General features: G+C 73.2%; 23 protein-coding genes and 1 pseudogene. 11 read left to right on the top strand and 13 right to left on the bottom strand.

Features of this window, described 5'->3' with window-relative positions; all coding sequences use genetic code 11:
* Positions 1–33: 33 nt before the first annotated feature.
* From ACI793_RS00715 to ACI793_RS00695, 5 genes and pseudogenes are all read right to left on the bottom strand, one after another.
* A complete protein-coding gene (locus tag ACI793_RS00715; protein WP_456604450.1) occupies positions 34–936 on the bottom strand; it encodes a hypothetical protein in 903 nt (300 codons plus the stop codon).
* Between the two features lie 781 nt (positions 937–1,717).
* Complete coding sequence (gene nrfD / locus ACI793_RS00710; RefSeq protein WP_456604449.1) at positions 1,718–2,761, bottom strand: NrfD/PsrC family molybdoenzyme membrane anchor subunit; 1,044 nt, start codon at positions 2,759–2,761, stop codon at positions 1,718–1,720.
* Between the two features lie 19 nt (positions 2,762–2,780).
* Positions 2,781–3,848: a 4Fe-4S dicluster domain-containing protein gene (locus tag ACI793_RS00705; RefSeq protein ID WP_456604448.1), complete on the bottom strand. Its 1,068-nt coding sequence runs from the start codon at positions 3,846–3,848 to the stop codon at positions 2,781–2,783.
* Positions 3,845–7,147 (bottom strand): annotated as a pseudogene (fdh, locus tag ACI793_RS00700) (formate dehydrogenase). The gene ACI793_RS00705 and the pseudogene fdh overlap by 4 nt, the downstream one beginning before the upstream one ends.
* Before the next feature lie 38 nt (positions 7,148–7,185).
* Entirely contained in the window at positions 7,186–7,398 is a 213-nt protein-coding gene (locus ACI793_RS00695; protein WP_456604447.1) for a hypothetical protein, read from the bottom strand.
* Between the two features lie 119 nt (positions 7,399–7,517).
* On the opposite strand from ACI793_RS00695, the gene ACI793_RS00690 reads away from it, so the two are divergent.
* From ACI793_RS00690 to ACI793_RS00675, 4 genes are all read left to right on the top strand, one after another.
* Positions 7,518–8,351, top strand: a complete 834-nt coding sequence (locus tag ACI793_RS00690) for an SGNH/GDSL hydrolase family protein (RefSeq protein WP_456604446.1) — start codon at positions 7,518–7,520, stop codon at positions 8,349–8,351.
* A 23-nt stretch (positions 8,352–8,374) separates the two neighbouring features.
* Entirely contained in the window at positions 8,375–9,766 is a 1,392-nt protein-coding gene (locus tag ACI793_RS00685; RefSeq protein WP_456604445.1) for a NosD domain-containing protein, read from the top strand.
* A 98-nt stretch (positions 9,767–9,864) separates the two neighbouring features.
* Positions 9,865–10,131, top strand: a complete 267-nt coding sequence (locus ACI793_RS00680; protein ID WP_456604444.1) for a hypothetical protein — start codon at positions 9,865–9,867, stop codon at positions 10,129–10,131.
* Positions 10,125–10,958, top strand: coding sequence for an HTTM domain-containing protein (locus ACI793_RS00675; protein WP_456604443.1), 834 nt, complete (start codon positions 10,125–10,127; stop codon positions 10,956–10,958). Before ACI793_RS00680 ends, ACI793_RS00675 begins: the two co-directional genes overlap by 7 nt.
* On the opposite strand, the gene ACI793_RS00670 is transcribed toward ACI793_RS00675, so the two are convergent.
* The 5 genes from ACI793_RS00670 to ACI793_RS00650 form a co-directional block, all read right to left on the bottom strand.
* Positions 10,923–11,291, bottom strand: coding sequence for a thiol-disulfide oxidoreductase DCC family protein (locus ACI793_RS00670; RefSeq protein WP_456604442.1), 369 nt, complete (start codon positions 11,289–11,291; stop codon positions 10,923–10,925). The two genes, ACI793_RS00675 and ACI793_RS00670, sit on opposite strands and share 36 nt — an antisense overlap.
* Positions 11,292–11,671: 380 nt before the next feature.
* Positions 11,672–11,800 (bottom strand): hypothetical protein, encoded by a 129-nt coding sequence (locus ACI793_RS00665; RefSeq protein ID WP_456604441.1) that lies wholly within the window; start codon positions 11,798–11,800, stop codon positions 11,672–11,674.
* Between the two features lie 199 nt (positions 11,801–11,999).
* On the bottom strand, positions 12,000–12,596 hold the full coding sequence (locus ACI793_RS00660; protein ID WP_456604440.1) for a hypothetical protein: 597 nt from the start codon (positions 12,594–12,596) through the stop codon (positions 12,000–12,002).
* A gap of 119 nt (positions 12,597–12,715) precedes the next feature.
* The gene (locus ACI793_RS00655; RefSeq protein WP_456604439.1) at positions 12,716–13,228 is read right to left on the bottom strand and encodes an N-acetyltransferase family protein; all 513 of its coding nucleotides are present in this window, start codon (positions 13,226–13,228) and stop codon (positions 12,716–12,718) included.
* A 37-nt stretch (positions 13,229–13,265) separates the two neighbouring features.
* Positions 13,266–13,745, bottom strand: coding sequence for a hypothetical protein (locus ACI793_RS00650; RefSeq protein WP_456604438.1), 480 nt, complete (start codon positions 13,743–13,745; stop codon positions 13,266–13,268).
* A gap of 156 nt (positions 13,746–13,901) precedes the next feature.
* On the opposite strand from ACI793_RS00650, the gene ACI793_RS00645 reads away from it, so the two are divergent.
* The 5 genes from ACI793_RS00645 to ACI793_RS00625 all read left to right on the top strand — a co-directional run bounded on the left by ACI793_RS00645 (position 13,902) and on the right by ACI793_RS00625 (position 20,940).
* The gene (locus ACI793_RS00645) at positions 13,902–15,818 is read left to right on the top strand and encodes a putative bifunctional diguanylate cyclase/phosphodiesterase (protein ID WP_456604437.1); all 1,917 of its coding nucleotides are present in this window, start codon (positions 13,902–13,904) and stop codon (positions 15,816–15,818) included.
* Positions 15,815–18,373, top strand: coding sequence for a diguanylate cyclase domain-containing protein (locus ACI793_RS00640; protein ID WP_456604436.1), 2,559 nt, complete (start codon positions 15,815–15,817; stop codon positions 18,371–18,373). The genes ACI793_RS00645 and ACI793_RS00640 overlap by 4 nt, the downstream gene beginning before the upstream one ends.
* Before the next feature lie 94 nt (positions 18,374–18,467).
* The gene (locus tag ACI793_RS00635; protein WP_456604435.1) at positions 18,468–18,926 is read left to right on the top strand and encodes a DUF5313 family protein; all 459 of its coding nucleotides are present in this window, start codon (positions 18,468–18,470) and stop codon (positions 18,924–18,926) included.
* A gap of 111 nt (positions 18,927–19,037) precedes the next feature.
* Positions 19,038–20,012: a glucosyl-3-phosphoglycerate synthase gene (locus ACI793_RS00630; RefSeq protein ID WP_456604434.1), complete on the top strand. Its 975-nt coding sequence runs from the start codon at positions 19,038–19,040 to the stop codon at positions 20,010–20,012.
* Positions 20,013–20,097: 85 nt separating this feature from the next.
* The gene (locus ACI793_RS00625; protein WP_456604433.1) at positions 20,098–20,940 is read left to right on the top strand and encodes a glycerophosphodiester phosphodiesterase; all 843 of its coding nucleotides are present in this window, start codon (positions 20,098–20,100) and stop codon (positions 20,938–20,940) included.
* Positions 20,941–21,028: 88 nt separating this feature from the next.
* Here the strand turns inward: ACI793_RS00625 and ACI793_RS00620 are convergent, their stop codons facing one another.
* Positions 21,029–21,694, bottom strand: coding sequence for an HAD family hydrolase (locus ACI793_RS00620; protein ID WP_456604432.1), 666 nt, complete (start codon positions 21,692–21,694; stop codon positions 21,029–21,031).
* Between the two features lie 93 nt (positions 21,695–21,787).
* Positions 21,788–22,897 (bottom strand): NDMA-dependent alcohol dehydrogenase, encoded by a 1,110-nt coding sequence (locus tag ACI793_RS00615; RefSeq protein WP_456604431.1) that lies wholly within the window; start codon positions 22,895–22,897, stop codon positions 21,788–21,790.
* A 117-nt stretch (positions 22,898–23,014) separates the two neighbouring features.
* Here ACI793_RS00615 and ACI793_RS00610 point away from each other — a divergent pair, with 117 nt between their 5' ends.
* Both ACI793_RS00610 and ACI793_RS00605 read left to right on the top strand, forming a co-directional pair.
* Positions 23,015–23,458, top strand: a complete 444-nt coding sequence (locus ACI793_RS00610) for a DUF5946 family protein (RefSeq protein ID WP_456604430.1) — start codon at positions 23,015–23,017, stop codon at positions 23,456–23,458.
* 65 nt (positions 23,459–23,523) lie between these two features.
* Positions 23,524–24,228: a TetR/AcrR family transcriptional regulator gene (locus ACI793_RS00605; RefSeq protein ID WP_456604429.1), complete on the top strand. Its 705-nt coding sequence runs from the start codon at positions 23,524–23,526 to the stop codon at positions 24,226–24,228.
* 14 nt (positions 24,229–24,242) lie between these two features.
* Here ACI793_RS00605 and ACI793_RS00600 read toward each other — a convergent pair whose 3' ends face one another.
* Positions 24,243–24,839: a TetR-like C-terminal domain-containing protein gene (locus tag ACI793_RS00600; protein WP_456604428.1), complete on the bottom strand. Its 597-nt coding sequence runs from the start codon at positions 24,837–24,839 to the stop codon at positions 24,243–24,245.
* Positions 24,840–24,891: the final 52 nt, after the last annotated feature.

Here is a 24,891-nt window from a genome sequence, read left to right as displayed (position 1 = left end):
CTGCGCAAAGCCCTCACGAGAGGGGGAGTGCCCTCAGTCATGAGACGGGGACAGAGTTCTGGGCGCGCACGCATTCGCCAACTCCGCCGGTGACAGCATTGCGTAGGTCTGCGCGCACCACGCGTTCACGGCTCCCGCACTTCCAAAGTTGCCGTCTACGAGCGTCACCCAGTAGGGCTGCCCGTCTGCAGCGGCTGATCGCTTGCCGAAGTCCAGGGAGGTGAGCACCAGAACCTTCGACGCGCCGGCGGCGTGCACCGCGGCCTCGCTCTCCGCCAGGATGTCGACCGCGTAGAAGGTGTGGGTGCCGTTCTGGGCAACCTGCAGCGGATCGGTGATGCCGATGCTCTTCGAGGCGACCTGCGCCACCCAGCGGCCGTCGAGCACCACGGTCTGGAGCGCCGCCGACCGCAGCGCCCCAAGTTGCCGCACCGCCTGCTCCTCGGTCGCACCGGGCGCCGTCGTGGCTGTCGGCTGCGCGCTCGGCGCGGCACGACCCGCCTCTGGGACGCCGTCGTCCGAGGCCGCCTCGCGCGTCGGCTCGGCGTCGTCCACACCGTCGGTCGGTGGCGCGATGGGAGCGGCGGTGACACCGCCGGCCGTGTCACCAGGGGCCGTTTCGCCGTCGGCCGTGTCACCGCGGGTCGTGTCGCCACCGGAGGTGGAGGTGACGAGGGCCGCTGCCCCTCCGCCCGCCAACAGGCAGAGGGTGGCGACTCCGACCAGGACTCGGCGAGTGACGCCCCCTCCGCTCGCGGGTCCGCCGGCGGCCGCCGACGTAGCGATCCGGGTTTCCTCGGGCACCGGCCGTGGCGAGGCAGTCGCGAGCGCGGCAGCTCCGACGGTCGGCCGCCGTTCAGCACTGGTCTGGGTCCATCTCGATGCGGAGCTGCGTTCCTGCGCGCTCGCCAGCGGCTTCGCCGCCGGCGTCTCCACGACTGTCTCGGCCCGGGAGTCAGCTTCGACCGTGGGTTGCTTCGTCCGCGCCGGCCGGAGGCTGGGCGCGACTGGGACGGGCGGAGGACCTGCGGGCGGAGGCGGGACGACGGGCGCCGCGACGGCCGGGTATGGGACTTCCGCCTGCGCCAGCGAGGGAGGTGGAGCGGCCGGAGGTGGAGCGTCGTCCGGCCAAGCGCTCCATGACACAGGTTCCTGGCGGTGTCCGCTCACGCTCATCATGCCCCCGTCGGGCGCAGCCAGCCGGGCACCGACCGCTTCCGGACCGGACCGGCTGGTACCGGTGGGTGGACCGTAGCGCTGGGTGCGCAGCCGGGAGAACGGGTCCGGACGCCGACGGAGGCCTTCGGCCGGGTCTCCTGGGAGGTGCTCCGCCAGTCGTCGCGCACGGTGATGTCAGACTCACGCCGCTGACCCGGCTCGGGTGCGTGCCCGTTCCGAGAACGCGCCGAAGGTCAGGCTGGACGGCTCCGACCACACGCGCGCAGCCGCACCCCGGACCCTTGACGCGCCGCCGGGCGGCGATGACTCTGTGGCCCCCGTCGGACATCTCCCTGCGGGGTCGGTCGGTCCAAGGAGGCAGTCATGGCGTGTGCGTGCACCAGTGCGGGTCGGTCCAAGTGCGCGTGGTGCAAGGAGGCCGAGGCCCACCGGATCCCCACCGACCGCCACAACTGCCAGTGGGGGCGCTGTTCCTGACTCGTCCGGGGCTCGCCCGTCGACCTGAGTCTGTAGAGGGCTGACGAGTGATGGGCAGGCCTCAGGCGGTGGTCGTGGCGGCGTGGTCCTGCCCGCGGGCCGCCATGCGCTCCCGCTGCGGGACGACGACGTACTTCGGGTCCTTGGTGCTGGCGATCCCGGCCTCGAAGACGCCGAACCGGGTGAGCAGCGAACCGGCCGCCAGCAGCGTGCCCGAGGCCACCGCACCCCACCGCCGGCGCCCGCCCACCACGGCCAGCCCCGCCCCGGCGGCGGTGCACGCCCGCGCCGCCCGCATGAACTTCCCCGGGCGTCCCTCGTGGTACGGCTCGGCCTCGATGCGGTCGCTGCCCTCGATCCCGCGGATCACGGCGAGCTCGATGCCGGCGCCGAGGATCGCCATCTTCCGCGCCGGCTCCGCCTCCCCCACCGGCGTGAACGCCATGCAGATGCCGCCACCGGCCGCCATCGCCGAGCCGCCGAAGACGAACGGCAGCTTGCCGTGGAACTCGTGCCACGACGGCACGGCGGTGTTGGCCAGCAGCACGCCGGTGTAGGTGGCCAGCGGCCCCCCGAACACGGCGGCGACCGCGCCACCGAAGCGCTTGAGCCGCGGGAACCAGCCGAGCAGCTCCACCGCCGCCGTCGCCCCGGCCGCCGCGCTGAACGGCGCCAGGATGTAGGTGCCCACCGACAGCGGCGAGGTCACCTTGAACACCCGCAGCATGTGCAGGAACCGCTCGGGCCGGCCCAGGTCGTGGATGAGGAAGACCACCGACAGGATCGATCCACCACCGGCGGCGAGCCGGGCGGTGCGGGTCAGCGCCGGACGGTCGGTGACGTCGGCCAGCGCGCCGAGGATCGCCGACGAGCCGGCCGCTCCCCCGAGGAACAGGTAGAGCGGCACGTCCGGCGACTTCCACACCGGCGTCTTGACGATCTGCCGGCCGTAGTACGACGTGAACTCGACGTCGTCGACCATCGCGACCTCGCCGCGGTGGCGCCCGCCGCCGCGCTTGCGGCGCTTCTTGGCCGGCTGCTGCGCCGCCGGGCCCTGGTCGGCCTGACGCCACCCCGCGCCCGGGCTGGTGATCCCGCCGGTCATGAGCGCGCTCCCCCGGCCATCAACGCCTCCGCGAGCCGAGGATCGCCGTGACGGCGACCCCGATCATCATCGCCGCGGCCTGACCGGCCGCCTTCCACATGGCCGGCAGGTCGCGGGTGGTCACGATCGGGTCCGGCGGCAGGCCGTAGACCTCCGGCTCATCGAGAAGCAGGAAGAACGCCCCGACCCCGCCGACCCCGTCGCTCTCGTCGCGGCCGTACAGCCGAGCGGTCTCCACGCCCTGGTCCTTCAGCGTCGCCAGCCGCGCGTCGGCGCGGGCCTGCAGCTCGTCGAGGTCGCCGAACTGGATCGACTGCGTGGGGCAGGCCGTGGCGCACGCGGGCTGGAGCCCGTCGGTCAGCCGGTCGTAGCACATCGTGCACTTGAAGACCCGGCCGTCGTCCTTGCGCTGGTCGATGACGCCGTAGGGGCAAGCGGCCACGCAGTAGCCGCAGCCGTTGCAGATGTCGCCCTGCACCACCACGGTGCCGAACTCGGTGCGGAACAGCGCCCCGGTCGGGCAGACGTCCAGGCACCCGGCGTGCGTGCAGTGCTTGCAGACGTCGGAGCTCATCAGCCACCGCACCTGCTTGTCCGCCCCGCTCTGCCCGGTCTGCGGGTCGAACTCGCTCAGTGCCTCGGCGTTCAGCACGCTGTTCTGCTGGGCGTTGGCCAGGCTGACGTCGTCGCCGGCTCCCGCCGGCGAGGGGCCGCTGCCCTGCCGGTCGTCCCCGGGACGGCCGAAGGTCGGCATCGGCAGGTCGACCGCGCGGCTCTGCTCGATGAACGCCACGTGCCGCCAGGAGTTCGCGCCCAGCTGGCCGGTGTTGTCGTAGGACATCCCGGACAGGCCGAGGGCGTCCCGCACACCGTGCGAGTCGTCCATCGGCAGGGTGTTCCACTCCTTGCAGGCCACCTCGCACGCCTTGCACCCGATGCACACCGAGGTGTCGGTGAAGAACCCGACGCGCGCGGGGTGCTCCTCCTCGTAGCCGGACTGTTCCGTCACGTCGGGCACCGGGCCGTAGAGCCGGTTGCCGGGGTCGCGGCCGGTGAACGCCGCGCTCGCCGAGCTGATGGAGGTCATGTCTGCGTCGACCCTTCTCCGGCGTCGGCCGCCACCGGGTCGCGGCCGTTGAGCCCCACCCGGCCCGACTCCACCCCGGCCCTGCGGCGGTAGGACTCGACGAACTCGAGCAGCTCGGGCCCGCGCGGGCGTCGTCCCGGCACGATGTCGGCGGTGCTGACCTTGTCCTCCTGGATGTGCGTGTTCGCGTCCAGCACGATGCCGAGCAGGTCGTTGGCGGAATCCCCGGTGGAGATGCCGCTGTAGGACCAGTGGTACGGCATGCCGATCTGGTGCACGACCGTGCCGTTGCGCAGCCTGATGGGCCGCATCCGCTCGGTGACCAGCACCTTGGCCTCGATCGCCGTCCGGGCGCTGACCAGCGTGGCGTACTCGCCGTTGGTCAGCCCGCGCAGGCGAGCCAGCTCCGGGCTCACCTCGACGAAGAACTCCGGCTGGAGCTCGGCCAGGTAGGGCAGCGTGCGGCTCATCGCCCCCGCGGTGTGGTGCTCGGTGAGCCGGTAGGTGGTCACCTGGAACGGGAAGATCTCGCTGCGCGAGGGGTTCTCCCGGTTCCACGGACCGGGGATGCGTTCGATCGTCGGGTTCGCCTGCACCTCGTACAGCGCGTTCTCGACGACGGACTCGGCCGGCTCGTAGTGCGTCGGCAGTGGCCCGTCCACCAGGCCGGCGGGTGCGTAGAGCCAGCCCTTCCCGTCGCCCTGCATGACGAACGGGTCGTCGCCGCGCAGCGCGTCCTGCGCCCGCGCGTCGTCGGGCGGCACGTAGTCGGGGCGCTTGTTCTTCTCGAAGTCGGGGACGTCGAGACCGGTCCACTCGCCCGCGTCCTCGTCCCACCACACGTACTTCTTGCGCTCGCTCCACGGCTTGCCGTCCGGGTCGGCCGAGGCGCGGTTGTAGAGGATGCGGCGGTTGAGCGGCCAGGCCCAGCCCCACTCCGCGGCCGCGGGGCCCTGCTCGGCGGCCGGCCTGCGCCGACGGGCCTGGTTGACCTCGTCGGCGTAGACGCCGGTGTAGATCCAGCAGCCGCCGCTGGTCGAGCCGTCGTCCTTCATCTGCATGTAGGTCGACAGCGCCCGCCCGTCGGGGCCGGTGCCGTTGATCTCGCGCAGCACCGCGTCGGCGTCCGGCTCGTTCCGCTCGCCGTGCACCGGATAGCCCCAGGTGAGGTCCAGCAGCGGGCGGTCGCGCGGATCGGTGGAGTCCTTCAGCCGCTCGCGGAGGATGCGGCCGAGGTGGAAGTAGAACCAGAGGTCGCTGCGCGCGTCGTCCGGCGGCTCGACCGCCTTGTCCCGCCACTGCAGCATCCGCTGGGTCTGGGTGAAGGTGCCTTCCTTCTCCACGTGCGTCGCCGCGGGCATGAAGAAGACCTCGGTGCCGATCGAGTCGGGGGACAGCTCGCCGGTCTCGATCTCCGGCGCCTGGTGCCAGAAGGTCGCCGACTCGATCAGCTGCAGATCGCGGACCACCAGCCAGTCGAGGTTGGCCAGGCCGAACCGGTTCATCCGGCCGTTCGGGTGCCCGACGACCGGGTTCTCCCCGACCAGGAAGTAGCCCGAGACCTTGCCCTCGATCATGTCGGCGATCGTGCGGTAGGAGCTGTGGTCGCCGTTGATCTTCGGCAGGTAGTCGAAGGCGAAGTCGTTCTCCGCCGTCGCCGCATCCCCCCACCAGGCCTTGAGCAGGCTGACCATGTAGGCGCGCTTGTGCCCCCAGAAGCCCGCCTTGCCGGCGGCGTCGGCGACGTAGTCGTCCAGGTCGTCGTGCTGCAGCGCGTGCGGCATCGGCAGGTAGCCCGGCAGGATGTTGTACAGCGTCGGGATGTCGGTCGAGCCCTGGATGCTGGCGTGGCCGCGCAGCGCCATGATCCCACCACCGGGACGGCCGATGTTGCCCAGCAGGAGCTGCAGGATCGAGCAGGTGCGGATGTACTGCGCGCCCACGCTGTGCTGCGTCCAGCCCACCGAGTACACCCACGCCGTCGTCCGGTCGCGGCCGCTGTTCTCGGTGACCCACTTCGCGACCTGCTCGAACACCTCGGGCTCGATGCCGCAGACCTCGGACACCATCTCCGGCGTGTAGCGGGCGTAGTGCCGCTTGAGGATCTGAAACACCGAGCGCGGGTGCTGCAGCGTCTCGTCCCGCTTCGGCTTGCCCGGGATCGGCGGCCCGCCGCTGCCGGCGGCCTGCGCGCGGTCGGACCGGGTGACCGACGGCGCATCGTCCGAGCGCTCCTGCTGCGCGGCCTCGGCCGGGTCGTCGGCGCCCGACTGGGCCGGCTCCTCGAGGTCGTACTGCCAGCTGGTCTCGTCGTAGGTGCTGGTCTCCGGGTCGAAGCCCGAGAACAGGCCGCCGAGGTCCTCCGCGTCGACGAACTCCTCACCGATCAGCGCGGCGGCGTTCGTGTAGGCGGTGACGTACTCCTTGAAGTACAGCTCGTTGTCCAGCACGTACCGGATCAGGCCGCCGAGGAAGGCGATGTCGCTGCCCATCCGCAGCGGCACGTGCAGGTCGGCGATCGCGCTGGTCCGGGTGAACCGCGGGTCGATGTGGATGACCTTCGCGCCGCGCGCCTTCGCCTCGGCCACCCACTGGAAGCCCACCGGATGGCACTCGGCCATGTTCGAACCCTCGATGACGATGCAGTCGGCGTTCGCGAGGTCCTGCTGGGTGTTCGTGGCGCCACCACGACCGAACGAGGCACCCAGACCGGGCACCGTGGAGGAGTGCTATATGCGCGCCTGGTTCTCGATCTGGATCGCGCCCATGGCGCTGTAGAGCTTCTTCATGAGGTAGTTCTCCTCGTTGTCGAGGGTCGCCCCTCCGAGGCTCGCTACTCCCATGGTGCGGTTGACGCGCTTCCCGCCGTCCTCGTCCTGCCAGCCCTTCTTCCGGGCCTCCAGCACGCGGTCGGCGATCATCTCCATCGCCGTGTCGAGGTCGAGGTCCTCCCACTCCGTCCCGAACGGACGGCGGTACTTGACCGTGGTGACCCGGGTGGGGCTGGTGACCAGCTGCTTGCTCGCGCTGCCCTTGGGGCAGAGCCGCCCGCGGTTGACCGGCGAGTCGGGGTTGCCCTCGATCTGGACGATCTTCTCGTCCTTCACGTACACGTTCTGCGCGCAGCCGACGGCGCAGTACGGGCAGACACTCTTCACGACCTTGTCCGCGGTGGCCGTGCGCGACACCGTCGCCTCGGTGCCCTTGCTGCGTGCCGCCTTGCCGCGCCCGAACGGATCCGAGCCGGTGAGCTGCCGGTACACCGGCCAGCTGTCGAGCCACGTCTTCACCGGGCTCATGCTGCCACCGGCTCGGGGATCCGGCCCGGCGACCGCGGTCAGATCCGCCGGCCGCCCTCCGTGCGGTGCTTGGCCCCGCAGTCCCGGCACAGGTCGTGCGTGCGCGGCGACGGGTTCCACCGGGGGTTGAGCCAGGCGGCGCCCTGCCGCACCGCACGGGACTCCATCGCGGCGACGTTCGTGCCGCCGCACATGCCGCAGGGCTCGGTGCTGACCCCGATGGCGGTCACCCGCCGCTGCCGCACGTCCACCTCCGCATCGTGGCAGTGCCGGACCCGCGCGAGTAGGAGGAAACGCACACTCACCTGGGCGAACATCCCCCGAACACTCGGCCCGGCGGGTTTCCGAACCGGGCGGTACCGTCCCGGATGTGGCACGAGCACCGGACCGGCCGGGCTTCTTCCGGAGTCTTCCGCTGCCCAGCCGTACCGAGGGCATCGTCATCGGGGTGCTGCTGCTGGTCGCGGCGATCGCCGTCGGGCTCTCCGCCTGGCACGCGAGCAACCGCACGCCCCCGGAGTTCGATCCGCCCGCCAACGCCAACGCCAACGCCGGCGCCACCGCCAGCCCGTCGGCCGGGCCGTCGACGTCGTCCGAGGCCCCGGTGCTCGCCTTCTACGGCGACCTCTACACCGCCGGCACCCCGCAGGGCGGTCTCGGGCCCGCCGGCTGGCCGGCGATCCTGAGCGAGCGGCTGGACGCCGAGCCGACGGAGCCGCACGCCCTCCCCGACGCGGGGTACGTCGCCACGTCCGAGCTCGGCGGCTTCACCTTCGCCACGCTCGCCGAGCGGCAGCCCGAGCCCGATGCCGACGTCACCATCGTGTTCGGCAGCCGGAACGACTACCAGGCCGGCCCGGCGCAGATCACCGCGGCCGCGCGCCGCACCTTCGACATCATCCGGGCCAACGCCCCGGACACCGAGCTGCTGGTCATCGGCCCGGCGTGGACCGACGCCGCCGTCCCCCCGGAGCTCCCACCGGTACGCGACGCCCTCCTCCAGGCCGCCGTCGCCGCGAGCGTCCGGTTCGTGGACCCGCTGGCCGAGCGCTGGTTCTTCGACGACCTCGGCCTGATCGGCACGGACCTGGTCAGCCCGACCGACGCGGGGCACGTCTACCTCGCCGACCAGATCGAGCCCTACGTCCGCGACCTGCTCGACGACCCCGCCGCCGCCTCCACGACGACTACGGGGACGCCCTAAGGGAGGCCTTCGGGCTACTGCTGATGCCGGAGCAGTTCGGCGCCAAGGGCGATGGCACCACCGACGACACAGCGGCGTTCCAGGCTCTGGCTGCTGCCGCGACCGGCCAGGTGATCGGCCTCAAGAGCGACAAGACGTACCGCCTCACCAGCTCGGTTGCCTGCGCTGTCGCGAAGGTGCGAGGCATCGTCGGCAACAACGCCCTCGTCGCCGTGGACGGCGACTTCACTGCGTTCGCGTTCACCGGCACCCACACCGGCTCGGCCAACCCGTCCGAGAGCACCGTCGCCAAGCGGTCCGCCGAGTTCTTCCCCGTCGTGCACAACGTGCGCGTCCGTGGGGTCACCGGGGGCACGACAGGCGAGGCGTTCAGCTTCACGCAGACGATGGAACCCCGGATCACGTCGTGCTACCTGTTCGAGCTGAAGACGGGCGTGCGGATCTACGGTCAGAACCGGAACATCGTCGTCAGCGGCAACACGATCTACCACTGCACTACCGGCATCCACTTCGACGGCGGCAACCTGCACCAGACGATCCTCAGCGGCAACCACATCTCCTACTGCCGCAAGGCGATCTACTCCCGGAACGTCTCGCAGCACAACACGCTGATCGTCGGCAACGACATCGAGGCCGGCGGAGGCTCCACCCCCGGCGGGGTCGCGCAGAACCTCGTCCACATCGGCCGAGACAGCGCCACCTACGACCAGGAGAAGTGGCAGTTCGTCGGCAACCAGTTCGACGACCACGAGACCCTCACCGGGCTCGACATGGCCACGAAGGTGGGGGTCGTCACCAACAACTGCACGGACTACCTCTTCAGCGGCAACACCTTCGCCAACGCCCTGAACGGCTGCATCCGAGCCGACTACGTGATGGACATCGCCGTCACCGGCAACACCTTCCGGGCGTGGGGCGGATGGGCTGTCGACATCCAGAAGCACGTCATCGGCGTCCTTATCGCCGACAACGTCGTCGACGGCCGGCGCAACGACAGCTCCGCCAACGGCTTCGCGCGGGTCGTCGCCGACGACAGCTTCTCCTCCGCCGCCAAGGTCACCGACAACGTGATCCGTGAGATGTGGGGGCAGGTCTTCGTCGCCGCCGGTACGGCCGCCTTCCTCAACCTGGATTACTCCGGGAACCAGGTGCAGATCGCCGACATCGCCAAGACCATCACGGAGCCCCTCATCGACATCGCCGCTGGCACGGTCCGGGCCCTCAACGTCGTCGGCAACCAGTTCTACGGCCGCGCGGGCACCAGCCAGGCCATGACGGCGTCCTCGCCGGTGATCAGCAGCGGAATCATTCGGGACAACGTCGCCTACGACGCTGTCGCCAAGGGCACCTCGGCCTTCACGCTTCCGGCCGCCACCGCCACCCTCAAGGTCGCCGACAACATCGGCTGGAACTAACGCCCTTTCCGGTACTGGCCAGGAACTGTACGGTGCAGCGCGTGAACGGGGGTCTTGGTAGGCGGCTGCTCCTAGCCGTCCTAGCCTTCCAAGTCGTCGTGCCCGCGGTCGTGATCCTCAACGACCCTGAGCCGCCACGACGCTGGTCCTGGAGCATGTACGTCGAGTCCTCCACCGACTACCGGTACGAGGGCGCGACCGCGGACGACGCGAGCGTCCCGCTGGACCCGGACGACGTCGGCGAACCGTGGAACGACATCCACTACGGCCCAGACACCCTCGAAAAGCTGTGCGCGGCCAACGCTGAACTGGAGTCGGTCAACCGGTACTACGACGACGAGCTCGAGAGCGAACAGCGATGCTGACCGTCCCCGAGCAGTCCCCAGCCGCCCCGCTCGCCGTCTTCCGCATGGTCGTCGGCGCCGTCGCCGCGGTGAAGGCGCTCGACTGGGCCGCGCGAATCCTCCTGCAGGACCCCACCCTGCAACCGCTTTACGGCTTCCTGCCTGCACTGCCCGCCGCAGTCTGGCTGGTCCTGGCCGTAGCAATGCTGACCGCCGCGGTCACCGCGGCCGTCGGATACCGGGCCCGGCCGGCCCTGCTGGTCACCGCTGGCCTGGCCATGGCGTTCATCTGCGTCGGTGGCTTCTATGCCAACCACGCCTACCTCATGGCCACCCTCGCCGTCCTGCTGTCGTTCACTGACAGCGACGCCGCGCTCTCCGTGCGGGCGCGCCGTGGCGGTGGCCGCGAGACAGTGTGGGCGCCGCCGGTCTACCTGCTCCGAGCCCAGATCACCATCGTCTACATCTACGCGGCGCTGGCAAAGCTCAACCCCGACTTCCTGTCCGGCAACGCGCTTGCGTCATGGCACTTCAGCTCGCTGCTCGCTCCCGACTTCCTCATCAGCCGGCCCATCCTGATGACCATGGCGATCGGCGCGATCGTCTGCGAGCTGTTCGTCGCCTTCGCACTGTGGTTCCGCAGGCTCCGCCCCGTGGCGATCGTCATCGGTGTCGCCCTCCACCTGGGCATGATCGCCTTCATCTCCGCCGGGGTTCACCACGCCGTGCTCCTGGGGCTGTTCGCCGCGCTGATGATCGGCGGCTACGCGCTCTTCCTCGAGCGGCTCCCCGACGCGGTCACCCGTGCGGGGTCAGACAGCCGGAGGAAGGTCGACGCGGCAAGCTGACGTACCGCCGGGCATCCGGTGCCGGTTCGTGGCGACGTGCCCGTACACCCAACGCGCCAGCGGGCGGACAGGGCGCGACATGATCGCGCGGCCGGCGACCTTCCAGACGCCACCTCGCTGAACGAGCGCACGCCCGATCGCGTCGGATCCTCGCAGCTTGGCCCCGTCGGCCTCGATCCAGTAAGCCGCGGTCGCCACATCCTCGAACGTGAGGCCATAGTCGGCGAGGTCGTCGATGAACTGCCACGCCTGCAGGGGGAACGCCTTTCCGCCGCGGGCGATCCAGGTCGCCGAGCGCGTGCAGAATCCGCAGTCTGCGTCGTAGATAAGCACGGCTCAGTGTCTACGCCACCGCGCGGTCCCGGGCCAGAGGCTGCGCGCGAGATCACCCGCCGCAAGGGGGCGCTCTCAGTGAAGGTCCTAAATCGGACGAACGCCACGCCGATCGCCGTCGTCAACGGCAACAGCGATCGAAGTCCTGCTGCGCGCCGTGCTGCCCAGCCGTCACAGGCCGGGGCGCAGGCTCCCGCACCGGCAGGCGTAGAGCGTGCCGATCGGACCGTGCCCCGCCCAGCGGAAGCGGTGGAGGTGCAGCATCGGCCGTCGAACCGTGGGCGCCGCGGACGTCATGCGCACTGGATAGCGCGCCGGCATGGCCTCCGGGTGAACACCGGGCCAGGACTGAGCGGCCGCTCGGCTTCTCGTCGGCGTGCTCACACCAGCACGTCGCCGTCGAGGTCGAGGCCCAGGGCCGCGGCTGCACCGGCAGCGACGAGCCAGAACCCGATGCTCAGGTACCGCCGCACGGCCTCGGCCGGCTGGTGCTGCAGCTCGTGTTCCATGGCGTCCCCCTTCGTCGCAGGGGCCGAAGCTACGGCCCGCGACGAGGGAACGACTGAGGGATGGGACGGATGTGACGGGAGGTGTGCACCGAACCCGACCCGTCACAGTTCCCATCGGGGCACCCCGTGGTCGCCCCGATGGGAACTGTCGGACCGGGGTCGGGGGAGCGCCGGTCCCCCGGCCGGCGCTCCCCCGAGGTCAGCGGCTGCCGCCGTCGCGCTGGGCGGCGGTGAACACGAACTCGAGCGTGCTCTTCTGGTCCTTCATCGCGTTCCCGCCGGTGGTCGGAAAGGAGACGGTGGCCAGCAGGTGGTCGGTCTTCCCGGCCTCCAGGCTGTGGGCGCCGGCCAGCTCGGCGCTGGTGGCGACCGGCCCGGCGTAGAGCTGGTCCGCCCCGCCGGCGCAGGAGTACGTGGCGCCGGAGCGCACCCACGCCGTCTCGCACGTGTCGATCTGGAGCTGCAGCCCGTGCACCGGGTCGCTGTCGAGCCGGCTGGAGACGGCGGCCGACGACCCCAGGGTCACCGACGACAGGTCGACGGTGCCGCCGTTGCGCAGGTCCATCGGGAAGTAGCCCACGTCGCCCGGCATCATCGTGGCGGTCGTGACGGGCACCGGTGCGGACGTGCCGGCCGCCGACACGTCGATGGAGAGCACCCCGGTGTCCACGCCGGCGTCGACCGCCGAGGTGCTGTCGGTGAACCCGCCGAAGGTGCCCAGGCCGGCCACGGCCACGGCCGCGCCGAGGACGACGATCGACCCGGCGACCTTCACGGTGCTGGTGGTGGTGCTCATGCTCGGACTCCCCCGGGCTCGCGGAGCGGCGGTTCCGCTCCTGTCTCGCCGTCGACACTGAGGCCGCATGCGCACGGGCAACCGGAGGGTTCCGCAAGGGATCCGCAAGATCCCGGGAGTCAGGTCAGGTCGGCCTGCAGCAGGAGGGTGTCCAGCCAGCGCCCGTGCTTGAAGCCGACCGCGCGCAGCCGGCCGACCTCGGCGAAGCCGAGCGCGGCGTGCAGCCGTACCGACGACGGATCGCCGCCGTCGGCGACCACCGCGATCACCTGACGCGCGCCCGCCTCCCGCGCGCGGTCGAGGACGGCGCTCAGCAGCGCCCGGCCGGTACCGCGCCCGGTGCGCCCCGGCGCCAGGTAGATCGTGTCCTCCACGGTCTGCCGGTAGGCGGGCTTCACGCGCCACGGGGCCACGTAGCCGAAGCCGGCGAGCCCGTCGGCGTCCTCGGCGACCAGGAACGGCCAGCCGGCCGCCGCGAGATCCGCGAGCTTCGCCGTCCACCAGGCCGGCTCGGGCGCCGTCAGGTCGAAGGTGGCCACGCTGTGCGCCACGTAGTGGGCGTAGATCGCGGCGATCGCCGCCGCGTCGTCCGCCGTGGCCGGGCGGATGCGGGGCCCAGACGTGGTGTCCACGGCGGGCAACCCTAGGCGCGGCCGGCGCCGCGCCGGCTCAGCAGGTGACGGGAGCGGTGAGATCGCTGCGGGTGGTCCACCCGTACGCCGTCTCGGTGGTGACGCTGTAGACGTAGCTCCTGCCGACGGCGAACACGAGGTGGCTCGCCGACGTGTCGCCGGCGGCCTGGCGGGCGACGACCGTGGAGGAACCGTCCGCGAAGTGCTGCCGGACGGTGTAGCCCGTGACGTCCCGGGCGGCGCTGGGCGTCCACGAGATCCGGCCGCTGTACACCGGGATCCAGCCGTCGCTGCAGATCGCCCGAACGGCCTGCACGGCGCCCGGCGCCGGCACCGTCGCGGCGCGGATCGTTCCCGTGCTCACCGACGCGGTGGCCGAGAACGCCGCCGCCGCCGGACCGACGGTCACCCCGACGAGCGCCAGCGCGAGCAGGACGACGGCGAGGAGGCGGCGACCAGAACGCTCCCCCATGTCGCTCACCTCCCGCCCGATCGTCGCGGCGTCGTTCGCCGGCACGACCCCACCCTCGCTCCCGAGACGCACGGGAGGCTGGAGGGAACCGCAAGGAATCCGCAAGACCCCGGTCGCGGCCGTGCGGTCCCGTGCCCCCAAGGGGTGAGTGCACCGGCAGGCGGGGTGCAGCCGGGCGGGGCGGCTCCCGACAACCCAGGGGTGACCACCGCGTCCGCCCCGGGGCAGCCCCCGGTCGCCTCCCCGGTCGCGCCCCGTGCGCGGCGCACCGGGGTCCTCGCGGTACCCGGAGCCGCGCTCGCGATCACCGCGGGAGTCGCCGCTCTGCTCGCGCTGGACGCCCCGCCGGGCGTCGTCGTCGCCGTCGGCGGCCTGCTCGCCCTGCTGACCCTCCAGCTCCTGCTGTGGCGGCGCCAGCACCGCCTCTCCGGCGCCCTGCAGCGCAGCCAGAGCTCGCTGCGCACGCTGGTGCGCAGCAGCGTCGACCCGGTCGTGATCCTCGACGACTCGCTGCGCATCACCTTCGCCTCCGACGCCGCCGGCGAACTGCTCGGCCTCGGCGTCCCCGACCTGGTGGGCGTGCACGTCGCCGACACCGTCCACCCCGACGACCGCTCCGCCCTGTTCGGCGCCCTCGACGGGGACGCCGGCCAGTCCGCCGTCCGCACCGCGCGCGTCCGCCAGGCCGACGGCCGCTGGCGGCTGGTCCAGGCCACCGTGCGCGACCTGCGCGGCGACCCGGAGATCGGTGCGCTCGTCCTGCACTGCCGCGACGTGAGTCCCAGCGCCCCTGCCCCCGGCGCCGACTCCGAGCTGCTCGAGCTCTCCCTCACCGACCCGGTCACCGGCCTGCCCAACCGCACCGCGCTGATGCGGCGCCTCGGCGCGGTCCAGCGCGGGCCGCGCAACCGCAGCGCCGCTCTCGCGGTGATCGGCGTCGACCGCACCGAGGAGCTCTCCCCGGGCGAGGAGGCGACCCTGCTGCGCGCCCTCACCTCCCGGATCTCCCGTGCCCTGCGCGGCGAGGACTGGCTGGCCCGCAGCACCGACGGCGACTTCGTCGTCCTGGTCCAGGGCAGCATCGCCGACGCCGAGGCGGTGGCCGAGCGGCTGATCGCCACGGTCGGCCCGCTGGCCACGACCACCGGCACCCTGCCCCTGTCCGCGGTCGCCGGCGTCAGCCGGGTCTCCGCCGACGTCGAGCCCGCCGAGGCCCTGCGCCGGGCCGACCTCGCCCTGCGCAGCGCCCGCCGCGCCGGCAGCGGTGCCGTGCACCGGTACGACGACGCCCTGCGCACCGAGCAGGACCGGCGCAGCACGCTGCGGGCCGACCTCGACGGCGCCCTGGAGCGCGGCGAGCTGCGGCTGGTGTTCCAGCCCGTGGTCGACGCCGTCCTGCACCGCACCGTCACCGTCGAGGCGCTGCTGCGCTGGCGGCACCCGCTGCTCGGCGACATCTCCCCCGTGGAGTTCGTACCGCTGGCCGAGGAGTCCGCGCTCATCACCGCCGTCGGCCGCTGGGTGCTGCTCGAGGCCTGCCGCACCGTCGCCGCACTGGACGGCGGGGCACCGGGGGCCGACGCGCTCAACGTCGCGGTCAACGTCTCCGCCCGCCAGGTGCGCAGCGGCGAACTGGTCCCCGACGTGCTCGCCGCGCTCGAGGCCAGCGGCCTGCACCCCTCCCGGCTGCTCGTGGAGATCACCGAGTCGGTGCTGCTCGACGACGCGCACGTCATCGAGGACCTCGCCGCCCTGCGCCGGCTCGGCGTCCGCATCGCCGTCGACGACTTCGGCACCGGGTGGTCCTCGCTGGCCTACCTGGTCGGGATGCCCGTCGACGTCCTCAAGATGGACCAGTACTTCCTGGCCGACGTCGAGCACGACCCGGCCCGCCGCGCCATGTGCCGGGCCGTGCTGCAGCTCGGGTCCAGCCTGGGCCTGCCCGTCATCGTCGAGGGCGTCACCACCCCCGCCACCCTGGCGCTGCTGCGCGACATGGGGCACCGCTACCTGCAGGGCTTCCTGCTGTCCCGCCCGCTGGAGGCCGCACAGCTCGCCGAGGGCCTCGAGCTCGCCGCCGGCGCGCTGCGCGCCCGCGGCCCGGTCGTCCTGCCGTGAGCGGCCTGCCCCGCGGGCTCGGGTGGACCCTGACCCTCGGACTGGTCGGCCTGGCGTTCGCCGTGCCGTACAGCGCCCCGGACGGCACCGGCATGCAGTGGGACGAGCTCGTGCTCGGCTCGATCGCCCTCAGCAGCGCGTGGATGGCGTTCCGGCGCATCCGGCTCATGGACCGCGTCGCCGCCCGCCCCTGGTGGCCGCCGCTGGTCGGCGCCCTGTGCTTCGCCGTCGCCCAGTTCCTCGCCGGCCTCTTCCCGGGGCCGGCGTTCGACGGGTTCGGGGTCGACGACGTCCTCCTCTTCGCCGGCGCCACCTCGCCGCTGATCACCTGCGCGCTGCTGGCCCGCCGGGTCATCCGCACCCGGTGGTCCGCGCTGGTCGTCGACGGCCTGCTCACCACGACCGCGCTGCTGGTCGTCACCGAGGTGCTGCGGACGCCGCTGGTCGGACCGGCCGGCGCACCCGAGGACCTGCGCTCGCTCGTGCTCGCCTACGGCGGCTACGCGGCGGTCATGCTCGGCGGCGCGGGCGCGCTGTGCACCGTCTCCACCCAGGCGCTGCGCCGCGGCGCGACCACCATGATCGGCGCGGTCGCCGCCCAGGCGACGGCGTCGGCGTGCGAGGCCATGGCCATCGTGACCCCCTCCGCGCTGTGGACCGCGGGCTCCGACCTCGCCGTCGCCACTGCCCTGCTGCTCTCCACGCTGGCGGTCCACCAGGCCCCGCTGCGGATGGCCGACCGCACCGCCCGCGCCTCGGCCCCCGTGGTCGGCGCCGCCGGCGTGGCGCTCGTGGTCGTCGCGATGGCCGGCCTGCCGGTGGCCCTGGGCCTGGCGGTGGCCGCCGACCAGCCGCTGTCCGGCGCCGCCGAGCTCGGCTGCTGCGCCGTCTTCGCGCTGATGGCCCTCCGGCTGGTGCTGCGCATCCGCGAGGACGGCCGGATGACCGAGGACCTCGTGCGCAGCGAGGAGGACTTCCGCGAGCTCGTCGAGGCCAGTTCCGACGGCATCGCGATCATGGACGGCGACTACCGCCTGCTGTTCACCTCCCCCGCCGCCCGCACCCTCCTGGGCATCGACGGCGGCGACGAGGACGTCACCCTGCTGGAGCTCGTCCGGCCCGAGGACCGCACCGCGCTCCGCGCCGCGACGGAGGACTCCCCCGCCGGCACCGGCTCCCCACTGCACCTGGGCGTCCTGGGTGCCGACGGCGAACCGCGCGAGCTGGAGGCCACCTCCTCCGAGCGGCCCGGCAGCGGACGGCGCGTGCTGTACCTGCGCGACGTCACCTCCCGCCGTCGCCGCGAGCGCGAGCTGGAGCGGATGGCCTACACCGACCACCTGACCCGGCTGCCCAACCGCGCCGTGCTCTTCCAGGAACTGGGCGCCACGACCTCCGCGGAGCGCTGCCTGCTGGTGCTGGACATGGACGGCTTCAAGGCGGTCAACGACGGCGCCGGTCACCAGGCCGGTGACCAGCTCCTCGTCGAGGTCGCCCGCCGGCTGCACACCGTCGTCCGCGACACCGAACTGGTCGCCCGCCTCGGTGGCGACGAGTTCGCCGTCGTGGTGACCGGAACCCTCACCGAGGCCGAGGACGTGGCCACCCGCATCGTCCGGGTGATGGCCATGCCCTACCGCGTCGACGGAGCCGTCTTCGCCGTCGGCGCCAGCGTGGGCATCGCCGTCCTCGGCTCCGGCGGTGGGCAGCTCGCCTTCCGCGAGGCCGACGCCGCGCTGCGCGAGGCCAAGGCCGCCGGCAAGGGCTGCATCCGGATCGCCGGCGCCGGCCGCGAGGAGAACCCCGTCCCGGTCGCGGACTACTACGAGCACCGGGCGGAGGGCGCGATGCACCTGCGGCTGGACGGCGCCTTCGGGCCCGACCGCCGCCTGGAGCTCGTGCACGCGCTGCCCGCGTGGACGCACGCGGAGCTCGGCACGCTGGACGGGACCGACATCTGGACCTCCTCCGAGCGGCACGGCCGCAGCGCCGACCTGCAGCGCTGGCTGATCCAGCACGCCTGCGCCGCCGCCGCCGAGCTGCCCGACCCGCGCGTCGGCGTCGTCGTCAGCCTGCCCGCCGGCCACGTGACCGTCGACGGGCTCGCCGCCGAGGTGGCCGCTGCGCTCACCGACAGCGGCCTGGAACCCGCCCGGCTGGTCGTCTCCTTCACCGAGGAGACGCTGTTGACCGCACCCGCCGCCCTGGTCGGCGAGCTCGAGTCGATCCGCGCGAGCGGCGTCCGGCTCTGCCTGGACGACTACGGCATGGGCTACAGCCTCTACGCCCTGCTCGCCCGCATCCCCCTCGACCTGGTCCGCGTGGACCTGGGCCGGCTCGCCGCCGCCCAGGACCTCGGCCACGCGAGGCAGGTGCTTGCCGCCATCGTGCGGACCACCGACGGCTTCGGGATCGACGTCGTCGCCGGCGGGATCAGCTCCCCGGAGCTGCACGAGGCCGCGACCGCCGCGGGCGTCCTGCTGCTGCACGGGCGGGCGCTGCCGCACGACTTCGCCCCCGAGGACGTCGCCGACCTGCTCGCCGCCGTCGTCTGACCCGCCGGGACCGCCGATCCGGCCCTCGCGGGTGCCCGGCCCGGCCCCCTGCGCCGAGCGGTCACAATGGGCGGGACCGGAGAGGCAGGCGACCGTGGCCGAGGATCGAGCAGGAACCGACAGCGCCGGTGCGGCGCGGCGCCGGCCCGGTCCGCTGTGGTGGTTCTGGTACGCGCTGGGCGGCGGACTGCCGGAGCGGTTCAGCGCCTGGGTGCTGCACGACACGACGACGCGCTCCTGGGTCGTGCGGCACATGGCCCGCGCGTTCGTGCAGATGATGGTGCCGATCGGGTTGGTGCTGCTCCTCCTGCCCGGTGAGTTCTGGATCCGCGGGATGGCCGCGCTCGGCGGGCTCCTGCTGGGAATGTTCTATTCGGTCGCCTACATGCCCGAGGCCGCCGAGCACCGGGTCAAGCAGGCCGGCTACCCGGTGGGCACCGCCACCGCGGTGCGCGAGAAGGCCGCGCGCGTGCGCGACGCCGAGGACAGCGTCCGCCGCCGGGAGGCCGCGGCCCGGCGCGCCGCCCGCTACCGGGAGCGCCAGGGCCGCTGAGCTCCGGACGCCGGTGACGCCGGTGACGCCGCGGCGACGGGCCCGGGGCCGGCGGGTGAACACCCGCACAGGGCAGTGGTGCGAACCGGGATCGTCGTCGACAGTGAGGTGATGCGACCCGATGCCCGAACCTGGTTCCGCGGTCGCACCACGTCCGCGCCCTCCCTCGACGCGATCGACGTCGACGGGCTGGTCTCCGCCAAGCGGCGCAGCGGCTCGCGCGTCAGCGTCGTCCTCCCGGCCCGCGACGAGCAGGCGACGGTGGGACTGCTGGCCTCCGACATCGCCGAGCGCTGGATGCACCGCACCCGGCTGGTGGACGAGCTCGTGGTCGTCGACTCGGACTCCACCGACGCGACCGCCGCCGTCGCCCGGGCCGCGGGCGCCGACGTCGTCGCCACCGCCGACGTGCTGCCCTCGCACGGCACCCGGCCCGGCAAGGGCGAGGCGCTGTGGAAGTCGCTGGCGGTGACCACCGGCGACCTCGTCGTGTTCCTCGACTCCGACCTCAAGGGCGACGTCAGCCACTACGTCCCCGGGCTGCTCGGACCGCTGCTGACCGATCCACATGTGCAGTACGTGAAGGGCTGCTACACCCGGCCGCTGGAGATCGACGGGGTCAGCGTCCCCTCCGGCGGTGGCCGGGTGACCGAGCTGACCGCGCGGCCGCTGCTCAACGCGCTGTGGCCCGAGCTCGCCGGGTTCGTGCAGCCGCTGGGCGGCGAGTACGCCGGCCGGCGGTCCGCGCTGGAGCAGGTGCCCTTCGCCGGCGCCTACGGCGTGGAGATCGGGCTGCTGGTCGACCTGCTGGAGCTGGTCGGGCTGGGCGGGCTCGCCCAGGTCGACCTCGGCGTCCGCCGGCACACCTCGCAGAGCCAGGAGGCGCTCGGCGCGATGGCCGGGCAGGTCGTCTCCACGGTGCTCGCCCGGGCCGGGTCCGCGCCGGCCGCCGGCGGGCTGCTCACCCAGTTCCGGCACGACGGTGCGGGGTTCGTCCCGCGCAGCACGGCCGTGGCCCTGGACGAGCGGCCGCCGATGGCCACCGTCCCGGAGTACCAGGCCCGCGCCGCCATCCTGGCCGGCTGACCTGCGCCGACGGCGCTCCTGTCGCGGGGCGGCGGGGGCCGGGGGAGGATGCCCCGGTGCTCGTCGCTCCTCCCGCCCCGCCCCGGTGACCGCCGTCGAGGTCGTCGCCCACCGCGGCGCGACCGCCGAAGCCCCCGAGCACACGCTGGCGGCCTATCGCCAGGCCGCCGTGGTCGGTGCCGACGCCGTCGAGTGCGACGTCCGGCTGACCCGTGACGGCGTGCTCGTCTGCGTGCACGACCGGCGGGTGCGGCGCACCTCGAACGGGCGCGGCATCGTCTCGGCCCTCCACCTGGCCGAGCTCGAGCAGTTCCAGTTCGGTGCCCGCCGTCCCCGGGGCCGGCAGCGCTGGGCCGACGACGTGATCGTGTCGGTGACCGACGAGCCGGACGTCGAGAACGGGCTGGTGCTCACCCTGGACCGGCTGCTCGAGTACATCACCGCGACGCCGGGCTCCCTGCGGCTGGCCATCGAGACCAAGCACCCGACCCGGCACAGCCGCAAGGTCGAGGAGGCGCTGGTCGGGTCCCTGCGCCGGTACGGACTGCTCGGCAACGGGCGCCCGGTCGAGTGGGCCGGCCGCCCCGCCGTCCGGATGATGAGCTTCTCCCAGCTCGCCGTCCGCCGGATGACCGAGCTCGCGCCCGGGGTGCCCACGGTGCAGCTGATCGGCAAGCGGCTGCGGCCCGTCCGGCGGGAGCTGCTGCTGGGCAACGCGACGGCGGTGGGCCCCGGGATCGGGCTGATCCGCGTGGACCCCGGCTTCGTGGCCGACGCGCACGCGGCCGGCAAGGAGGTCCACGTGTGGACGGTGAACCAGCCCGGCGACATGGACCTGGTGCGCCGGCTCGGGGTGGACGCGGTCGTCACCGACCGGCCCGACGAGATGCTGCGCCGCCTCGGCCGCGGGAGTTCCGCCGCCTCCTGACGGCCCGGGCGCCGCCCACATCGGCGATGTGGGCGCCGTACTCGGGTCTTGACGCCCACATCGCCGATGTGGGCGCGGAGAAGCGGGGTCAGCGCAGGTCGAGGTGGTCCAGGTCCGCGCGGAGGTCGGCAGGGGTGTCGTACACGGCGACGGCGCCGGCGTCTCGCAGCTCGTCGTCGCCGAAGCCGCCCGAGCGGACGACGACCGCCGGCATCCCCGCGTTCTTCGCGGCCTCGACGTCGTAGACCGAGTCACCGACGACGACGCTCGGGGCGTCCAGCGGCTCCCCCAGCTTCTCCAGCGCCACCTGCAGCAGGTCGGGCGCGGGCTTGGTGTTCTCGACGTCGTCGCTGGTGGTCCACGCGTCGGCCAGGTCCCGGGCCTCCAGCAGGTCCAGCGCGCGCTCGACGTGGTGCGGCTTGCCCGAGCTGGCCAGCACCACCCGGTGCCCGCGCTCCTTGAGCGCCACGATCAGCTCCCGGGCGCCCGGCAGCAGCGCCGTCTCGCCCATCATCGGGTCGACCTCCTCGACCCAGCGCTCGCGGGCGGCCTCGCCGATCCGGCGCTCGACGTCGTCCCCACCGAGCGCGGCCACCAACTGGTCACCGCCCATCCCGATCAGCCGGTGGATGCGCCAGATCGGGAACGTCTCCCCCTGCGACCGGAAGGCCCGGTACCAGGCGAGCGCGTGCTGGTAGTTGGTGTCGACGAGGGTGCCGTCGACGTCGAGGACGGCAATACGCGGGGAACTCATGGGCCCGGGCTGCCCACGCCCACCCCGCCTCAACCGACTCCCTGCCTTTCCGCGGAGAAGCAGGCCGCACGTCCGCGGACGAGCGGGGGTGGGTCAGTCGGCGTGCACGAGCAGGCCGCGGACGATCTCACCGGCCGCCTGGTCGCGGTACCCCTGGTTGAGCTCGTCCAGCGAGTACCGGCGGGTGATGAGCCGGTCGAGCTCCAGCCGGCCCTCCTCGTGCATCTGCAGCAGCCGGGGGATGTCGGTGCGCGGGTTGCACGAGCCGTACAGCGACCCCTGGATCCGCTGCTCGTACACCGTGGCCATCGACCCGTTGAGGGAGAGCTTGCCGTCCTGGGGCTCGTCGGGCAGCGCGGTGAGCACCAGCGTGCCGGCCTTGCCCAGACACGTCATGGCGCCGGCGTAGGCCTCGGGCGTCAGCTTCCCGACGGTGAGGACGACGACGTCGGCGCCCGTGCCGCGGGACAGGCTGCGGGCGAGGCCGGCCGCCTCCTCGGCGCCGGCCACCGTGTGGGTCGCCCCGAGCGACTCGGCGAACTCGCGCTTCATCGCGACCGGGTCGACGCCGATGACGTGCAGCGCGCCGGCGTGCACCGCACCCTGCACCGCGTTCGCGCCCACTCCCCCGAGACCGACGACGACGACGGTGTCCCCCGGCCGCACCCCGCCCGAGTAGACGGCCGACCCCCATCCGGTGGGCACGCTGCAGGCCAGCAGCGCCGCGGTGTCCAGCGCCACCGACGGGTCGATCCGCACGCAGGAGAACTCGCTGAGCACGGAGTGCCGCGCGAAGGCGCCCACCATGCAGAACCCGCCCAGCGGCTCGCCGTCCAGCCGGAAGGGGAACGTCCCGGAGGGGAGCTGCCCGGTGCCGATGGTGGCGCCCTTGTCGCACAGGTTGGACTTCCCGCGGGCGCAGTACCGGCAGTGCCCGCAGGCCGGCAGGAAGCTGGTGATCACGTGGTCGCCCGGGGCCACGGAGGTGACGCCCGCCCCCACGGCCTGCACGACGCCCGAGCCCTCGTGCCCGCCGACGATGGGGCGCACCCCGGGCCCGTGGCGGAGGTGCTCGTCCGAGTGGCACATGCCGGCGAAGGCCATCTCGACCAGCACCTCGCCCGGACCGGGGTCGAGCAGGTCCAGCTCGACGATCTCCCAGTCGGCCTCCGGCTTCCGCATCACCGCTGCTCTGGTCCGCACTCCACCACTCCTCGGGTCCCGCCTCGCACCGTGGCGCCCATCCTGCCCGCACGGCCTCCCCCTCGCCGGACCCCGCCCGCACCGCGCCGGGCTCCGCGGTACGGCACGATCGCGCAGGTGCCCTCCGCTCCGCAGCCCGAGCCCGCCCCCGCGACCGAGGTGTGCCCCGGCTGCGGCGCCGTCCTGGCGCCGGTGGCCGGCGACGTCGCGGCGCACCCCGGCGCCTCGCCGTCCTGCACCCGGCTGTTCGACGTGACCCTGCGGGGACCGCGCGAGGAGGCGTCCGCCGACGCCGGTGCCGCGGCGACGGCCCGGCTCGCCGACGCCGCCTACGACGCCCAGCACCCCGCCGCCACCGAGCCGGCGCGGCTGCCGGCCGCACTCGGGCAGCTGAGCACTGCCCTGGGCGCGGCCGCCCCCGCCCGCGCGTCCGGGCCACCCCCCGCGTGGACGACGACGATCGCCGATGTCGCCGCCGACCTGGACGTCATCGACCTGGACGTGCTGGTCGGCTCGTGGGCGCGGGCCGTGCTCGCGGACTGGGCCGCGACGGGCTCCTGAGCAGGGAGATACGGCACGTCCCGGTGACGATGCGCCGGATACGTTCGGTGGCTAACATTGACACAGTGAGTGATCTTGTTGACCGTCGCGCGCAGAAGAAGGCCTTGACGCGGGAGTTGGTCCGGACCACCGCGCACCGCCTCTTCGCCTCGCGGGGGTTCGACGCCGTCACCATCGCCGACGTCGCACGCGAGGCCGACGTCGCCGTCCAGACGGTGTTCAACCACTTCGCCAGCAAGGAGGACCTCTTCTTCGACGGCCGCGTGCCGTGGGTGGAGGGCGTGGCGAACGCGGTGCGCGACCGTGCGCCCGGCGTCGGACCGCTGTCGGCCCTGCGCGCCCACCTGCTGGAGTTCATGGCCGGCCAGCTGAGCTCGCTCGGCGGCCCCGAGGAGCGGTGCTACCGGGCCACCCTCGACGCCTCGGACACGCTGCGCACGTTCGAGCGGAAACTGGTCTTCGAGGCCGAGCACCGGCTGTCCGACGCCCTGCTGGCCGCCTGGCAGGAGCCCGAGGACGGCGGTGAGCGCGCGCCGCTGGACCCGGCGATCTCCGCTCCGCTGACCGCCGCCATCTGGCTGGCCGCGGTGCGCGTGCTGATCGTGGAGAACCGGGTGCGCGTCGCCCAGGGGCTGGCACCGGCCGTGGTGGCCGCTGCGGTCGAGGTGCTGGGCGACCGGCTGCTGACCTTCATGCAGGCCGGCTCGGGCACCTTCCACGGGATGGTCACGCCGGCCCAGGAACTGCCCGGGGATCGTCAGGCCGGCTGACCCCGGCCCGGGCGTCAGACCGCGACGCGCAGGTCGGCCGGTTCCACCAGCGGGCAGAGCACCTCGTCGACCACCCGGTCCACGTGCTCGGCGAGCATCGCGCCGTCGCCCGCAGCGGTGAAGCGCTGCCACCAGAACGCCTCGAGGACCGAGTAGAGCAGCGCCAGCCGGTCGGCATCGATCTGCTCGCCCCGCGCCTCCGCCCGCTCGCCGATGACGGCGACCGCCTCGGCCAGCGGCTGCACCAGCGCCTCCTCCAGGCCCGCGCGCAGCTGCTGGTCGTACCGGGCGGCGCCCACGATGCTGGCCGCGGCGCGCTCCTCGCGGTCCAGCGGAGTCGTCCAGCGGTCGGCGAGCGCCCGCAGGTCCCCGCGCACGGAGCCGGTGTCCTCCGGCGTCGCGACCAGCCGGAAGCGGCCCACCGCCGCGTGGGCCAGCGCGGCCATCGTCGGCCAGCGGCGGTAGATGCCGGCCTTGCCCGCGCGGGCGCGGGCCGCGACGCGGTCGCTGTTGAGCCGCCCCCAGCCCTCCTCGGCCAGGATCTCGACGGCCACCGCCAGGAGCTGCTCGGACAACTCGGCGCTCAGCGGGCGCCCCGGGGTACCGGTCACGTGAGGCCTCCGCGGTGGCTGATCATCTGCACCGCGACATACTGGCCCCGTC

The sequence above is a fragment of the Blastococcus sp. SYSU DS0617 genome (assembly GCF_054051075.1).
This window is presented reverse-complemented; position numbering and strand designations above follow the sequence as displayed.

What these genes read in the sequence shown, in the direction of transcription:
- nrfD (WP_456604449.1), bottom strand. Translation starts at nt 2,761, where the DNA reads ATGACCGGCGGGATCACCAGCCCGGGCGCGGGGTGGCGTCAGGCCGAC.
- ACI793_RS00705 (WP_456604448.1), bottom strand. Translation starts at nt 3,848, where the DNA reads ATGACCTCCATCAGCTCGGCGAGCGCGGCGTTCACCGGCCGCGACCCC.
- ACI793_RS00685 (WP_456604445.1), top strand. Translation starts at nt 8,375, where the DNA reads ATGCCGGAGCAGTTCGGCGCCAAGGGCGATGGCACCACCGACGACACA.
- ACI793_RS00675 (WP_456604443.1), top strand. Translation starts at nt 10,125, where the DNA reads ATGCTGACCGTCCCCGAGCAGTCCCCAGCCGCCCCGCTCGCCGTCTTC.
- ACI793_RS00665 (WP_456604441.1), bottom strand. Translation starts at nt 11,800, where the DNA reads ATGGAACACGAGCTGCAGCACCAGCCGGCCGAGGCCGTGCGGCGGTAC.
- ACI793_RS00660 (WP_456604440.1), bottom strand. Translation starts at nt 12,596, where the DNA reads ATGAGCACCACCACCAGCACCGTGAAGGTCGCCGGGTCGATCGTCGTC.
- ACI793_RS00630 (WP_456604434.1), top strand. Translation starts at nt 19,038, where the DNA reads ATGCGACCCGATGCCCGAACCTGGTTCCGCGGTCGCACCACGTCCGCG.
- ACI793_RS00620 (WP_456604432.1), bottom strand. Translation starts at nt 21,694, where the DNA reads ATGAGTTCCCCGCGTATTGCCGTCCTCGACGTCGACGGCACCCTCGTC.